Source organism: Azospira restricta, from assembly GCF_016858125.1.
Taxonomy (GTDB): Bacteria; Pseudomonadota; Gammaproteobacteria; order Burkholderiales; family Rhodocyclaceae; genus Proximibacter; species Proximibacter restrictus.
Genome location: NZ_CP064781.1, coordinates 1456960 through 1470366, shown reverse-complemented (window position 1 = coordinate 1470366; position 13407 = coordinate 1456960). Strand labels below are relative to the sequence as shown.

20 protein-coding genes are annotated in these 13407 nt (G+C 67.9%); 10 read left to right on the top strand and 10 right to left on the bottom strand.

The annotated features are described in order from the left end of the window. Both IWH25_RS07245 and nudB read left to right on the top strand, forming a co-directional pair. Entirely contained in the window at positions 1 to 456 is a 456-nt protein-coding gene (locus IWH25_RS07245; RefSeq protein ID WP_203388651.1) for a barstar family protein, read from the top strand. Further along, entirely contained in the window at positions 453 to 896 is a 444-nt protein-coding gene (nudB, locus tag IWH25_RS07240; protein WP_203388650.1) for a dihydroneopterin triphosphate diphosphatase, read from the top strand. Before IWH25_RS07245 ends, nudB begins: the two co-directional genes overlap by 4 nt. A 73-nt stretch (positions 897 to 969) precedes the next feature. Here the strand turns inward: nudB and IWH25_RS07235 are convergent, their stop codons facing one another. The 6 genes from IWH25_RS07235 to IWH25_RS07210 are packed head-to-tail and all read right to left on the bottom strand — an operon-like array spanning position 970 to position 4290. Then, entirely contained in the window at positions 970 to 1485 is a 516-nt protein-coding gene (locus IWH25_RS07235; protein WP_203388649.1) for a DoxX family protein, read from the bottom strand. Next, a complete protein-coding gene (locus IWH25_RS07230; protein WP_203388648.1) occupies positions 1485 to 2258 on the bottom strand; it encodes an HvfC/BufC N-terminal domain-containing protein in 774 nt (257 codons plus the stop codon). The genes IWH25_RS07235 and IWH25_RS07230 overlap by 1 nt, the downstream gene beginning before the upstream one ends. After that, a complete protein-coding gene (gene bufB / locus IWH25_RS07225; RefSeq protein WP_203388647.1) occupies positions 2255 to 3151 on the bottom strand; it encodes an MNIO family bufferin maturase in 897 nt (298 codons plus the stop codon). The genes IWH25_RS07230 and bufB overlap by 4 nt, the downstream gene beginning before the upstream one ends. A gap of 25 nt (positions 3152 to 3176) precedes the next feature. Next, positions 3177 to 3488, bottom strand: a complete 312-nt coding sequence (locus IWH25_RS07220) for a BufA1 family periplasmic bufferin-type metallophore (RefSeq protein ID WP_203388646.1) — start codon at positions 3486 to 3488, stop codon at positions 3177 to 3179. Positions 3489 to 3547: 59 nt separating this feature from the next. Continuing rightward, positions 3548 to 3721 carry a zf-HC2 domain-containing protein gene (locus IWH25_RS07215; RefSeq protein ID WP_203388645.1) on the bottom strand — a complete coding sequence of 58 codons (174 nt, stop codon included), beginning with the start codon at positions 3719 to 3721 and terminating at the stop codon, positions 3548 to 3550. After that, positions 3718 to 4290 carry a sigma-70 family RNA polymerase sigma factor gene (locus tag IWH25_RS07210; RefSeq protein WP_203388644.1) on the bottom strand — a complete coding sequence of 191 codons (573 nt, stop codon included), beginning with the start codon at positions 4288 to 4290 and terminating at the stop codon, positions 3718 to 3720. Before IWH25_RS07210 ends, IWH25_RS07215 begins: the two co-directional genes overlap by 4 nt. 89 nt (positions 4291 to 4379) lie before the next feature. On the opposite strand from IWH25_RS07210, the gene IWH25_RS07205 reads away from it, so the two are divergent. The 5 genes from IWH25_RS07205 (at position 4380) to slmA (ending at position 7949) form a co-directional block, all read left to right on the top strand. Continuing rightward, complete coding sequence (locus IWH25_RS07205; RefSeq protein ID WP_203388643.1) at positions 4380 to 4793, top strand: Hsp20/alpha crystallin family protein; 414 nt, start codon at positions 4380 to 4382, stop codon at positions 4791 to 4793. Positions 4794 to 4944: 151 nt separating this feature from the next. Beyond that, entirely contained in the window at positions 4945 to 5553 is a 609-nt protein-coding gene (locus IWH25_RS07200; RefSeq protein WP_203388642.1) for a hypothetical protein, read from the top strand. A gap of 117 nt (positions 5554 to 5670) precedes the next feature. Then, on the top strand, positions 5671 to 6567 hold the full coding sequence (gene argB / locus IWH25_RS07195) for an acetylglutamate kinase (RefSeq protein ID WP_203388641.1): 897 nt from the start codon (positions 5671 to 5673) through the stop codon (positions 6565 to 6567). Between the two features lie 79 nt (positions 6568 to 6646). Continuing rightward, positions 6647 to 7288 (top strand): pyrimidine 5'-nucleotidase, encoded by a 642-nt coding sequence (locus IWH25_RS07190; RefSeq protein ID WP_203388640.1) that lies wholly within the window; start codon positions 6647 to 6649, stop codon positions 7286 to 7288. Positions 7289 to 7352: 64 nt separating this feature from the next. Next, a complete protein-coding gene (slmA, locus tag IWH25_RS07185; RefSeq protein ID WP_203388639.1) occupies positions 7353 to 7949 on the top strand; it encodes a nucleoid occlusion factor SlmA in 597 nt (198 codons plus the stop codon). Positions 7950 to 8067: 118 nt separating this feature from the next. On the opposite strand, the gene IWH25_RS07180 is transcribed toward slmA, so the two are convergent. From IWH25_RS07180 to yihA, 4 genes are all read right to left on the bottom strand, one after another. Continuing rightward, positions 8068 to 8271, bottom strand: a complete 204-nt coding sequence (locus IWH25_RS07180) for a heavy-metal-associated domain-containing protein (RefSeq protein WP_203388638.1) — start codon at positions 8269 to 8271, stop codon at positions 8068 to 8070. Positions 8272 to 8447: 176 nt separating this feature from the next. Beyond that, positions 8448 to 9389, bottom strand: coding sequence for a LysR family transcriptional regulator (locus tag IWH25_RS07175; protein ID WP_203388637.1), 942 nt, complete (start codon positions 9387 to 9389; stop codon positions 8448 to 8450). Between the two features lie 290 nt (positions 9390 to 9679). Further along, positions 9680 to 10690 (bottom strand): porphobilinogen synthase, encoded by a 1011-nt coding sequence (hemB, locus tag IWH25_RS07170; protein WP_203388636.1) that lies wholly within the window; start codon positions 10688 to 10690, stop codon positions 9680 to 9682. Positions 10691 to 10832: 142 nt separating this feature from the next. Next, on the bottom strand, positions 10833 to 11582 hold the full coding sequence (gene yihA / locus IWH25_RS07165; protein ID WP_203388635.1) for a ribosome biogenesis GTP-binding protein YihA/YsxC: 750 nt from the start codon (positions 11580 to 11582) through the stop codon (positions 10833 to 10835). 108 nt (positions 11583 to 11690) lie between these two features. Between yihA and IWH25_RS07160 the strand changes: the two genes are divergently transcribed. The 3 genes from IWH25_RS07160 (at position 11691) to IWH25_RS07150 (ending at position 13394) form a co-directional block, all read left to right on the top strand. Next, positions 11691 to 12326, top strand: coding sequence for a c-type cytochrome (locus IWH25_RS07160; protein WP_203388634.1), 636 nt, complete (start codon positions 11691 to 11693; stop codon positions 12324 to 12326). 138 nt (positions 12327 to 12464) lie between these two features. Beyond that, complete coding sequence (locus IWH25_RS07155) at positions 12465 to 12896, top strand: CBS domain-containing protein (RefSeq protein WP_203388633.1); 432 nt, start codon at positions 12465 to 12467, stop codon at positions 12894 to 12896. 102 nt (positions 12897 to 12998) lie between these two features. Further along, the gene (locus IWH25_RS07150; RefSeq protein ID WP_203388632.1) at positions 12999 to 13394 is read left to right on the top strand and encodes a COG4315 family predicted lipoprotein; all 396 of its coding nucleotides are present in this window, start codon (positions 12999 to 13001) and stop codon (positions 13392 to 13394) included. The last annotated feature ends 13 nt before the right edge of the window (positions 13395 to 13407 follow it).

Here is a 13407-nt window from a genome sequence, read left to right as displayed (position 1 = left end):
ATGAGCGCGATGAGCCAGAAGCTGCAGAAACTGCTCGCGGAGCCCCGCTTCGCCGGCATCTACCACCTGCCGCACAGCGACCGCAAGGCGCTGAAGCAGGCGACCCAGGCGCTGCGCTACGGCTGGCTGCAGGCCGACCTCGAAGGCCTGCGCGAGATCGCGCCGGCGTTGGCGAAGCTGGGCGGCGACCTGCGCCTGCCGGACTGGTACGGCGCCAACTACGACGCGCTCGCCGACTGCCTGACCGACCTCGCGTGGAACGACGCGCCGGGCTACGTCCTGCTCGTTGCCGGCGCCGACGCGCTGCATGCGCACGACGAAACGGCGTTCGCCACGCTCAACGAAGTCTTTGCCCAGGTCGTCGACCACTGGCGGGAGGCCGGCGTCCCCTTCTGGGTCTTCTACGACCTGCGCGCCGACGGCCTCGCCACGCTGCCGACGCTGGCCGCCGGATGAGCCACAAAAAGCCGGTTTCGGTGCTGGTGGTGATCCACAGCCCGGAGCTCGACATCCTGCTGCTCGAGCGCGCCGCCCACCCCGGCTACTGGCAATCGGTGACCGGCAGCCAGGAAGGCGACGAGGCGCTGATCGACACCGCGCGGCGCGAGGTCGCCGAGGAAACCGGCATCGCCGCCGCAGCGGCCGACCTGATCGACTGGCAGCAGCGCAACGTTTTCGAGATCTTCCCCGAGTGGCGCCACCGCTACGCGCCGGGCGTCACGCACAACGTCGAGCACGTCTTCTCGCTCGAAGTGGCGCGCGACACGCCGGTGCGCACCGCCCCCGACGAGCACCTCGGCCATTGCTGGCTGCCGCTGGCGGACGCCGCCGCCAAGGTCTTCTCGTGGAGCAATCGCGACGCGATCCTCGCGCTGCCGCAGAAGCGCCGGCGCTGACCCCGAACCGCACGCCGACGCAACCGGCCCCTTGCGCATCCGGGGCGAAGCCGGGCCGCTCGCCAGCCGCCCCTCAACTCGCATCAAGGAACTGCTGCCGCCGGCAACGGCGCGCCAGCAGCGCATCGAGCGACAGCGCGCCGCCGCCGCGGGCGACGAGGAACAGGAGTACCGCCGCCCACGTCCCGTGCAGCGCGTAGGCGTCGGGATAGACGAAGACCTGGATCACCGCCGTCATCGCCAGCAGCGCCAGCGCCGAGAGGCGGGTCGCCAGCCCGAGCAGCAACAGCAGCGGGAACAGGTGCTCGGCGAAGGCCGCCAGCGGCGCGGCGAACTCGGGCGCCAGCAGCGGCAGGCGGTATTCGTCGCGGAACAGGTCGATCGCCGAATCGGCGAGGCGCGGCCAGCCGAACTCGAACTGGCCGCTGACGAAGTTTGCGGCAAAACCCTGCACCTTGGTCTGGCCGGACAGCCAGAAGGTAGCGGCGATCGAGAAGCGGGCAACGAGCGCGATCAGCGTATCGGGAAGGCGCGTGCACAGCGCGCTGGCGGCGTGCAGCGAACGGCACGCCCGGGCGAGGGAAGTCATCAGGAATCTCCTTGTTGCGGCATGGCCGCATCGACCAGCAGCTGCCGCCCGATCAGCAGGCCGAGGCAGGCCGTCGGATCGAACACCGTACCATCCGCGGCCGCCTGCGCGACGGCCTCGCCCAGCGCCGCGCCGGACTGCAGCGCGGCGACGAAACGTGCCGCCGGCGCAGGAATCTCCGAGATCTCGACCGAATCATCGCTGCGCGCGACCAGTGCGCACTGCGGCCGGTACGGATCGACCTCGGCGATCTCCGCCAGCCCCTGGTGCGCCGCCCACAGCGAGACGATCGCGAACGGCGAGGCGAGCACGGAAAGCGCCGGATGCAGCTGCAGGCGCAGCGCCGGTAGCCGCTCGGGTGCCTCCAGCCAGGCAGCCAACGCCGCCGCCGGCAGCGGCGTCGCGTCGGCCGCGTGGAAGGCGATGACGCGGGCGTATTCGAGGCGGGCGACGTCGGCGAGATAGGGCACGCCGGCGGCCGGCGGGAAAGCGGCGACGAAGTCGGGAAAATCGCCGCCGTACCAGGCGAGCACCGGCGAGCGCGGCGGCGAGCGGCGCACGAAAGCCGTCGCCAGCGTGCGGAAGAAGGCGTCGCCGACCAGCTCGCGGACGACCGTGAAGGTATCGGCGAGCGCCTCGACCAGCGACACGGTGACGTTGTTGCGGTAGACGGCGAAACGCTGCGCGACGTCCGAGCCGTTCCACGCCGCCAGCCCCGGCGGGCAGGGCGCTGCCGGGTCGAGCAGCGCCGCCGCGAAAGTATGCGCGCTCATGCCGCCGCCTCCGTTGCCGGGCAATGCGCCGCAAGGCGCGCCGCCGCCCGTTGCGCCTCGGCCAGCAGTATCGGGAACGGCGGCAGCTCGCGATCGCGCTCGAGCAGCGTCGCCACCGGTCCGAGCAGCGCCAGCGCCTCGTCGTAGAGCGCCCACACCGCATCGGCGACCGGCGCCCCGTGGCTGTCGATCAGCAGCGGCGCGCCCAGGCTGTCGGCCTCACGCGCGAAGCCGGCGAGGTGGATTTCGCCGACCGCGGCGAGCGGCAGTGCGCGCAGGTAGGCATGCACGTCGCGGCCGTGGTTGGTGCAGGCGACGTAGGCATTGTTCACGTCGAGCAGGAGGCCGCAGCCGGTGCGGCGGACGACTTCGCCGATGAACGCGGCCTCGTCCATCGCCGAGGCGGCGAACTCGACGTAGGTCGCCGGGTTTTCCAGCAGCATCCGCCGCCCGAGCCGTTCCTGCACGCGGTCGATGTGCGCGCAGACACGCGCCAGCGTCGCCGCGTCGTAGGGCGCCGGCAGCAGGTCGTTGTAGAAGACGCCGCCGTGCGACGACCAGGCCAGGTGCTCGGAAAACGATTCCGGCTGGTAGCGCGCGAGCAGCGCCGCCAGCCGGTCGAGGTGCGCCTCGTCGAGCGGATCGGCGCCGCCGATCGACAGGCCGACGCCGTGGATCGACAGCGCATAGTCGGCGCGGATGCGGCCGAGGTAATGGTGGAAGGGGCCGCCCGCCACCATGTAGTTCTCGGCGTGGATCTCGAAGAAACCGAGCGCCGGCCGCGTCGCGAGCACCTCACGGAAGTGTTCGGGCTTCAGCCCCAGGCCCGCGGCGGCCGGCAGCGAGGCCGGCGCGCCGCGCCCGGAACGGCCCGACGGCGAAAAGTCGGACATCGCGGGAGGTCCGCAGCGCCGCCGCTCAGGCCTTCTTCTCCTTGAATTCCTTCAACTGACCGAAGCCGGTCGGCGAGGTCGGCGAAGCGGTCTTCTCGCAGGTCCCGGCCGGCACGAAGGACCAGGCGTTGCCCTGGTGGTCGCGCATCGACGTGCCGGCGCAGGAAGTGCCGGCGCCGGCCTTGCAGTCGTTCTTGCCCTTCATGGCGACGCCGTAGCACTTCTCCTTGGCGGCCTCGGCGGCGAGCACCGGCGACGCAGCGACGGTCAGCGCAGCTCCCAGCGCAAGCGCGAGGGCAGCGGCGGAAACGGAACGGTTGGCAGTTTGTTGGCTCATGGTGAAACTCCTTCTCTATCGTTGAGGGGTCGTCCATGGGCCTTTCGCGGCATTGCGGACTAATCGCCGGGAAAGCGCCGCAGGGCCTGGCGCAGAAGGTTCATCTGCGCTTCGAACCGGCGGCAGGCGCTGCACATCATCAGGTGTAGGCGCACAGCGATGCGGTGCGACAGCGGAAGCGTCCGGTCCTGCCCCTCGATCACCAGACGGTGAACTTCCTTGCAGGTCTTCATACCGTTTGCTCTCCGTCGCCGAACCAGCGCAACTGCAGGCACTCCCTGAGGCGCATCCGCGCCCGGTACAGCACCACCCAGCAATTAGACGAACTGATCTGCAGTTCCTTACAGATTTCCTCGGTTTCCATTTCCAGGATCTCGCGCATCAGGAAAACGCGCGCCAGATTTTCCGGCAGCGCCCGCATGCACAGCTCGAGGACCTCGTAGAAGCGCCCCTGCTCCAGCGCCCGCGCCGGGTCGCCCCAGTCCGCCGGAGGCTCCCGCCAGTGGCCGTCGTCGGCAAAGAGCGCGTCGAAGTCCTCGGCCTCGCTGTCGCCGGCCTCCGGCAGCGGCGCCTCGCGGCTGCGCTGACGGATGCGGTCGACGATCTTGTTCTTCAGGATCGACACCAGCCAGGTCTTCAGCTGCGCCCGGCCGGCGAAGCGATCGCGCCCCTGCAGCGCGGCGAGCAGCGTGTCCTGGACGACGTCCTCGGCCGACTGCTCGTCGCGCAACTGCAGCACGGCGAAACGCAGCAAGGTCGGGCGCAGGCGATTCAGTTCCGCTTCAAATTGCTGATCGGCCATGACGGGTGGTGGACTTGAAATGATGGCAGGCTACCCTATCTTGGGTGAAAGGACAGCGGTACCCGTTCAACCACCCAGTGGAGGCCATCATGAACCATCTCACCCGACTCGATCCGTTCGACGATCTGTTCCGCGGCTTTTTCGTGCGCCCGGTGGAAATGGGCAATCAGCCGCAGGCGCCGTCGATCAAGATGGACGTCAAGGAGGAAGGCGATACCTACAAGGTGCATGCCGAGTTGCCGGGCGTCAAGAAGGAGGACATTCACGTCACCATCGACGGCGGCCAGGTATCGATCACCGCGGAAGTGAAGCAGGAAAAGGAAGTCAAGGAAGGCGAGCGCGTACTTCGCTCGGAACGCTACTTCGGCAAGGTCGCCCGCTCCTTCCAGCTGGCGCAGGACATCGACGACGGCCGGGCGGTCGCCAAATTCAGCGACGGCGTGCTCGAACTGACGCTGCCCAAGCGCGCGGCGACCGCGAGCAAGCGGCTGACGATCGACTGAACGCCGGCCGGCCCCTTGGCCGCTTTCCTCCCTCGCGCCGACGCCTTGCCGCGTCGGCTTTTTTTCGGCCGCCGCCGCCCCGCCGCCCCTCTCGGCAGCGGACGAAACTTGGCGTTATCATAGCCGGATACCAAACCGGGGAGTCGCCAGCATGAAGATCAGCAGCCAACTCGCAGTCCTCGCCGCGCTCGGCCTCTGCCTCGCCGCCGTCCCCGGCACCAGCGAAGCCAAGCGCGTCGGCGGCGGCAAGTCGTCGAGCGCGAGCGCCTCGTCATCGTCGGGCAGCAAGTCGGCGACCAGGAAAGCCGACGACGAGGACGACAAGGGCGGCAGCGGCAAGTCCTTCTCGCCCACCGTCCGCGTCGGCGGCTCCTCGTCCTCCAGCTCGGCGCCACCGTCGGGCGCGGCGGTCGCCGCCGGCGCCGCAGCGGGCATGGCCGCCGGCGCAGCGATCGCGGCACCGCGGCAGCAACCGGCGGCGACTTCGCCCGAAGAGCAGAAACGCCAGATGGCGGAAGCGGAAGCGAAGCGGAAGGCCGCCGAGGAAGCCGAGAACAAGCTGCGCGAGGAAGAGCGCCGGCTTGCCGAGAAGGCTGCCGCCGAGGAGGAAGCCCGGAAGAAGCGCGAGGCGGCCGAGGAGCGGCGCCTGGCGGCGAAGAAGGACGCCGAGGAGAGGAAGCGCGAACGCGAGCGTCAGTGCGTGATCCGGCCGGTGATGAGCGACGCCGAGATCGCCAAGTGCAAGGAAGTCTGGCGCTGAGCGGCGCCCGCTCCGCCCGCGAAGCCGGCGGCTGCCCCGCCGGCTTTTCATTTGGAGCCGGCCCCCGGCGGCGTTAAAATCCGCCGGTCTTTTCCAGCGAAATTATCAGGAACCGCCATGACCGCCACGCCCGCCGACAAGCTCACCCCCGCCCAGGAAGCCGCGATCCTCGCCGAGGCGCTGCCCTACATCAAGCGTTTCCACGGCAAGACCATCGTCGTCAAGTACGGCGGCAACGCGATGACCGACGAGCACCTGAAGCAGTGCTTCGCACGCGACGTCGTGCTCCTCAAGCTGGTCGGCATGAACGTCGTCGTCGTGCACGGCGGCGGCCCGCAGATCGAGAACCTGCTGGCCCGCGTCGGCAAGAAGGGCGAGTTCATCCAGGGCATGCGCGTGACCGACGCCGAGACCATGGAAGTGGTCGAGATGGTGCTCGGCGGCCAGGTCAACAAGGACGTCGTCAACCTGATCAACCACGCCGGCGGCAAGGCGGTCGGTCTGACCGGAAAGGACGGCAACTTCATCCGCGCGCAGAAGCTGCTGCTGCCGAACAAGGACAACCCGGCCGATCTGATCGACGTCGGCCAGGTCGGCGACATCACGCAGATCGACCCGTCGCTGATCGGCCACCTCGAATCCGGCGGCTTCATCCCGGTGATCGCGCCGATCGGCGTCGGCAAGGACGGCGAGACCTACAACATCAACGCCGACGTCGTCGCCGGCAAGATCGCCGAGGTGTTGAAGGCCGAGAAGCTGGTGCTGTTGACCAATACCCCGGGCGTCCTCGACCAGAAGGGCAAGCTGATCACCGGCATCACGCCCAAGCAGATCGACGAGATGGTCGACGACGGCACGCTCTCCGGCGGCATGTTGCCGAAGATCGGCTCGGCGCTCGACGCCGCGAAGAACGGCGTGAAGAGCGTGCACATCATCGACGGCCGCGTCGAGCACGCGCTGCTGCTCGAAATCCTGACCGACCACGGCGTCGGCACGATGATCAAGAGCCACTGAGCGCCGCCCGACAGCGCCCTGTCCGTGAAGCGCCCCGCCCGGGGCGCTTCGTTCATCCGCCCCCGCCGCGAGCTGCACGATGACTTCGCAACGCACCTGGCTGTTCGACCTCGACAACACGCTGCACGACGCCAGCCCGCACATCTTTCCGCACATCAACCGCTCGATGCGCGAATACATCGAGCGCCACCTGGGGGTGGACGAGCGCGAGGCGACGCGCATCCGGCAAACCTACTGGGATCGCTACGGCGCGACGCTGACCGGCCTGATGCGCCATCACGGCACCGATCCGCGGCACTTCCTGCGGGAAACCCATCGCTTCGACGACCTGCAGCGAATGCTCGTCTGCGAGCGCGGCCTGCGCGCGACGCTGCAGCGCCTGCCGGGACGCAAGATCATCTTCTCCAACGCCCCCCGCCACTACACCGAGGCAGTCCTGCGCCTGACCGGCATCCGCCGCGAATTCGCCGCCGTCTATTCGATCGAGCAGCTGCGCTTCCGGCCGAAGCCGGCGGTCGCCGGCTTCCTGCGCATCCTGCGGCGCGAGCGGCTGGCTGCGAAACAGTGCGTGATGGTCGAGGACAGCCTTGCCAACCTCGTCACCGCGCGGAAACTCGGCATGAAGACGGTGTGGGTGAGTGCCGGCTTACGCCGTTCGACGCACGCCGACGTGCGCCTCGCCCGCATCACGCGCTTGCCGGCGTTCCTCGGCCGGCTATAATCGCCGCCAGCCACCGGCCGCGCAACGCCGCCGCACAACATTCGAACGACAGGGAGCTGAGGACATGCCGAAACCCGGCGAACGCAAGCTGCAGATCCTGCAGACGCTGGCAGAGATGCTGGAAAACCCGAAGGGGGAAAAGATCACCACCGCGGCCCTCGCGGCCAGGCTCGACTGCTCGGAGGCCGCGCTCTACCGCCACTTCGCGAGCAAGGCACAGATGTTCGAGGGGCTCATCGAGTTCATCGAGTCGAGCCTCTTTTCGGTGATCAACCAGGTGCAGGCCGAGGAACAGGACGGCCTGGTCCAGGTCGAGCACATCGTCGCGCTGCTGCTCCGCTTCGCGCAGAAGAACCGCGGCATGACCCGGGTGCTGATCGGCGAGGCGCTGGTCAACGAGAACGAACGCCTGCAGGCGCGCATCAACGCGCTGCTCGACAAGATCGAGGCGGCCTTGAAGCAGTCGCTGCGCGTCGCTGCGACGCAGGGCCGCGTCGATGCCAACCTCGACGTCGGCGCGCCGGCCAACGTGCTGCTCAGCTACGCGATCGGCCGCTGGCAGGCCTACGCCAAGTCCGGCTTCGCCCGCGAACCGCTGGCGCAGTGGGCGCAGCAGTGGCCGATGCTGGCCGTGGCGATCCTCGCCAGCCGCAGCGCCTGACGGCGCTTTCCGGCCTGCACGCAAGGGCCTGCCGTCGGCAGGCCCTTGTGCTTTCAGCGCTCGCAGCGGCGAACCTGCCCGCCAACGTCGCGCCCGCTGGCTTCGGAGCGACGGCAGCTTAGGCAATCGCGCGGGGCGTGTATCCTGCCGCGACGATGGCCTCCCGAATCGCTTCCGGGGTCGCTTCCGCCGGCGACACCGAAACCTGGCGCTGCGCGAGATCGATGGCGACCGTCGCCTCCGGGTCCAGATCCTTCACGGCCTTGCTGATCCGGCCCGCACAGTGGCCGCAGGTCATGTCGTTCACTTCAAGGGTAAGCATGGCCTTCTCCTGCCTGGGTGGAATGGAGCCTGCACTCTGCGGCTTCCCATTACGGCAAGGTCAAGCGCAAGTATGTGCGCCGGAAGATCGCGATCCGCCGCCGATCGAATCCCGGGCACCGGGCCGCCCCCGCGACACGCGCAGGACCGCCCCCGGTCGGGCAGCGCGGGAGCCGCTCAGGACGGTTCCTGCGCGATGAAGCCCCCGTCCCACGCTTTTTCCGCACACAGTGTTGCCACCAGTCTCACCGCCAGACGCGCGACCGCAACCGACGCCGCGGACAGCGGGATATGTTTCGACGCGCACAGCATCAACCGCCGCGTCAGCGCCGGGCGCTCGAGGGGGACGGCGCACAGTTTGCCGGCGGCGATATCGTTCTGCAGCGGCATCACCGGCAGCAGCGTATAGCCGAGACCGGCGAGCAGCATCGTGCGCAGGATGCTGACCGAGCTGATGTCGGCGACGACGTTCGGCGGCGGCAGGCCGCAGGCGCGCGCGGCGTCCTCGATGATCGGCCGCACGCCGTGCGGGTGCGCCGGCAGGATGAGCGGCAACGCCAGCGCCCGCTTCAGGGAGACCGCATTCGTCGGGCGGCCGGCAAGGGTGCAGGCTCCGATCAGCGAGAGCCGTTCATCGAGCAACGGCGTCCTTTCGAATTCCGCCAGCGTACCGTCGTCGAACAGCACGGCGAGACTGATCTGCCCGCTGCGCAGCTGCGGCACGAGGTTGCCAGTGAGCTCCTCGGTAAGTTCCAGTTCAACCTTCGGCAGCTCGCGCCGTACCGCCTGCAGCAGCGGCAGCGCCAGCGCATTCGAGGCGCTGTGCGGAATGCCGAAGACGACTTTGCCGCTCGGCTCGCCGTCGACATTGCGCACGCTGGCCTTCGCATCCTCGACCTGACGCAGGATGGCCGTGGCGTGGGCGAGGAAGATGCGCCCCGCATCGGTCGGTTCGACACCGCGCCGCGTGCGGTGGAAGAGCGCGGCACCGAGTTCCTCCTCGAGCAGCGCCAGCTGGTGGCTCAAAGCGGACTGGGCAATGAACACGTCCCCGGCGGCCTTGGACAAGCTGCCGCAGCGGGCGATGGCGCAGAAATAGCGGAGCTGGCGCAATTCCATGATTCGCCGATGATACGCCAGCCATCTGTTATCGCGATACAACCATCTCTATTCAGTGTTTTGCAGATAACCTGTCTTCCGCTGTAATGCAGCCATCTGACCGACGCGAACCACTGCAGCCACCCGCTGCAGCCGACAGGCCCAACCGGCCGAGGTTCGCGAAGGAGCCCGATCCTACTGGTGACGGAAATGACGGAACGCCCACCCCTGCGATCCGGCGCAGACAAAGGAAAAGGCCCGCTTCGTGCGGGCCTTTTTCGTTATTGCGGCGCTTGCGCGATCAGCGGCGATCAGCGCTGCAGCCACTCCGCCGCATCCAGCGCGAAGTAGGTCAGGATGCCGTCGGCGCCGGCGCGCTTGAAGCCGAGCAGCGCCTCCAGCACGCAGGCCTCCTCGTTCAGCCAGCCGTTCTGCGCGGCGGCCTTCAGCATCGCGTACTCGCCGCTGACCTGGTAGACGTAGGTCGGCACCTTCAGCTCGTCCTTCACGCGGCGGACGATGTCCAGATACGGCATGCCCGGCTTGACCATCACCATGTCGGCACCTTCGGCCAGGTCGAGCGCGACTTCGCGGATCGCCTCGTCGCTGTTCGCCGGGTCCATCTGGTAGGTGTACTTGTTGCCCTTGCCGAGGTTGGCGGCCGAGCCGACGGCATCGCGGAACGGGCCGTAGAAGGCCGACGCATACTTCGCCGAATAGGCGAGGATGCGCGTGTAGATCAGCTTCTTCGCTTCCAGCGCCGAACGGATCGCGCCGACGCGGCCGTCCATCATGTCCGACGGGGCGACGACGTCGGCGCCGGCCTCGGCGTGGCAAAGCGCCTGCTTGACCAGCACCGCCAGCGTCTCGTCGTTCAGCACGTAGCCGGCGGCGTCGATCAGCCCGTCCTGGCCGTGGATCGTGTACGGGTCGAGGGCGACGTCGGTGATCACGCCCAGCTCCGGAAACTCCTTCTTCAGCGCGCGCACGACGCGCGGCACCAGCCCCTCGGGATTGTAGGCCTCCTCGGCGCCTTCGGTCTTGTACGCCTGATCGACGACCGGAAACAGCGCCAGCGCCGGCACGCCAAGCGTAAGCGCCCGCTCGGCGGTCTTCAGCAGCAGGTCGAGGCTCTGCCGCTCGACGCCTGGCATCGATGCGACCTTCTCGACGCGCTTCTCGCCGTCGAGCACGAACACCGGGTAGATGAAGTCGTCGGCGGTCAGCACCGACTCGCGCATCAGGCGGCGCGAGAAGTCGTCGCGGCGCATGCGACGCATGCGCGTGGCGGGGAAGATGCCGGAAGGATCGAAAGCGCTCATAAACTCCCTTTAAAACCAGATAAACAATGCAAATTCACAGAGCCGGGAACTTTTCTCATTACGGCAGGCTCTCAAAACGCAGATGGTTCGCCGTCTCCCGCTTTACCTCCCTGAGCGGGTGCCTTAATCACATTAAGGCATTTTAGCCCCCGGTTCCCCCTTTACCGGGGGCTTTTTCTTTTGCTCCGGACGTCCGCTTCGCCGCCTTGCGCGCGGCCAGGCGGGCCGCCAGTTCGGGGTTCCGCTTCTCGCCCGGCGCCAGCACCCGCTTCGCCGGCGCCGCCGGCGCCACTGCGGGCGCAAGGTCCAGCCACTTGCCGAGCACGCCCTCGGCGACCTCGATGCCGGTCTTCTTCAGGCTCGAGAACAGTTGCACCGAGCACTGCTCGCCCAGTTCCGCCAGCGCCGCGCGCACGTCGCGCAGGGTCTGCGCCTGCTGCTGCCGGGTCAGCTTGTCGGCCTTGGTCAGCAGGATGTGGATCGGCTTGCCGGTCGGCGCGAACCATTCGATCAGCTGCACGTCGAGCTCGGTCAGCGGATGCCGGCTGTCCATGATCAGCACGACGCCCTTCAGCGGCATGCGGCCTTCGAGATAGGGGCCGATCAGGCCTTCCCAGGCATCGCGCACCTCTTCCGGCGCCTTGGCGTAGCCGTAACCCGGCAGGTCGACGAGGAACTTGCCCGCGGCCAGCTGGAAATAGTTGAGGTGCTGCGTGCGCCCCGGCGTCTTGGAGACGAAGGCGAGCCGCGTATGGTCGGCCAGCGTGTTGATCGCCGACGATTTGCCGGCGTTCGAACGGCCGGCAAAGGCCACCTCGGCGACCGACTCCGGCGGCAGGTCGCGCAGATGGGCGACGGTGGTGAAGAACTGGGCTTTGCGGAAGAGGGGCATGGTGGCGCGGCAGCCGGCGCCCATGGCGCCGGACGGCGAAATTGCTATAGAATAGCAGGTTTGCTAATTCCCATCTCTGGCCCGGTGCCGACTAGAAGGAGTCTGGACATGATCCGTACCACGGCGATGGCAGTGCTGCTCGCTGCCGCTTTCAACGTGAATGCCGCTGAACAAGCCGCCCCCAAGGCTGACGCCGCCAAGGGCAAGGTGATCGCTGAAACCGTCTGCGTCGCCTGCCACGGCGCCGACGGCAACAGCCCGGTCGCCACCAACCCGAACATCGCCGGCCTGGGCGCCGACTACATCTACAAGCAGCTGTCGAACTTCAAGGCGGCGGAAGGCAAGGAAGCGCTGCGCGCCAGCCCGATCATGGGCGGCATGGTTGCCGGCCTGTCCGACGAGGACATGAAGAACCTCGCCGCGCACTTCAGCCAGCAGAAGCAGACCCCGGCCGCCGCCAAGGACGAGAAGCTGATCGCCGAAGGCCAGAAGCTGTGGCGCAAGGGCGACTTCGCCAAGGGCGTCCCGGCCTGTGCCGGCTGCCACGGCCCGAGCGGTGCCGGCCTGCCGGCGCAGTATCCGCGCCTCGCCGGCCAGTTCCCGGAATACACCGAGGACCAGCTGAAGAAGTTCCGGGCCGGCGAACGCGCCAACGATCCCGAAAAGATGATGCGCATGATCGCCGAAAAGCTTTCCGACCAGCAGATCAAGGCCCTCGCCGAGTACGCCGCCGGCCTGCGCTGAGCGACGCGCAAGACCTCCCGAAAAAGCGGCTGCGGCCGCTTTTTTGTTTTGTTGCCCGGAAATTCCCGCGGCGCTAGACTGCAATGACGCCGGGCGCATCGGCCCGGCCTGTCCGTCAGAGACCAAGGAGAGGGAACAATGAAAACGCTCAGACAGCTCCTCGCCGGCAAGGCGCAACCGCTGGCCGCCGTCGCCCCCAAAGACACCGTCTTCCACGCGCTGAAGGTCATGGCCGACAACCATGTCGGCGCCGTCCTCGTCCTCGACGGCGAACGCCTGGTCGGCATCTTTTCCGAGCGCGACTACGCGCGCAAGATCATCCTCGTCGGCAAGGCGTCGAAGGACACCCGCGTCGAGGAGATCATGACCGACAAGGTCATGTACGTGACCCCCGAGAACACCATCGACGAGTGCATGGCGCTGATGACCGAGGGCCGCTTCCGCCATCTGCCGGTGCTCGACGGCAACCAGCAGGTGGTCGGCGTCGTCTCGATCGGCGACCTGGTCAAGGAAACGATCAGCGAGCAGCAGTTCATCATCGACCAACTGAAGCACTACATCACCGGCTGACCACCCCTCCATGCCGCCGCCAACGGGCGGCATGGAATAAAACGCCCCTGCCGGCTGTTTACGAGTTACCCCACCCCGACAACGGAAGAAAGGAACTCGATCATGAAGACAGCCCGCTCCCCGCTTTTCGCCGCCGCGCCGCTGGCGCTCGCCCTGATTCTCTCCGCCTGTGCCGGCAGCTACGGCGGCGGCGACCGGCCCGCGCGACTGGAAGGAGGCATGCTCGTCGGCAGCAACGGCATGACCCTCTACACCTTCGACAAGGACGAGGCCGGCAGCGGCAAGAGCACCTGCAACGGTCCGTGCGCCGCCAACTGGCCGCCGCTGTTCGCTCAGGACGGCGACACAGCAGCCGGCGACTGGAGCATCGTCAGCCGCGACGACGGCAAGAAGCAGTGGGCCTACAAGGGCAAGCCGCTGTACTTCTGGGCCAAGGACCAGAAGCCGGGCGACGCCACTGGCGACGGCGTCAACAAGGTCTGGCGCGTCGCGCGCTGACCGCTGCCGAGCG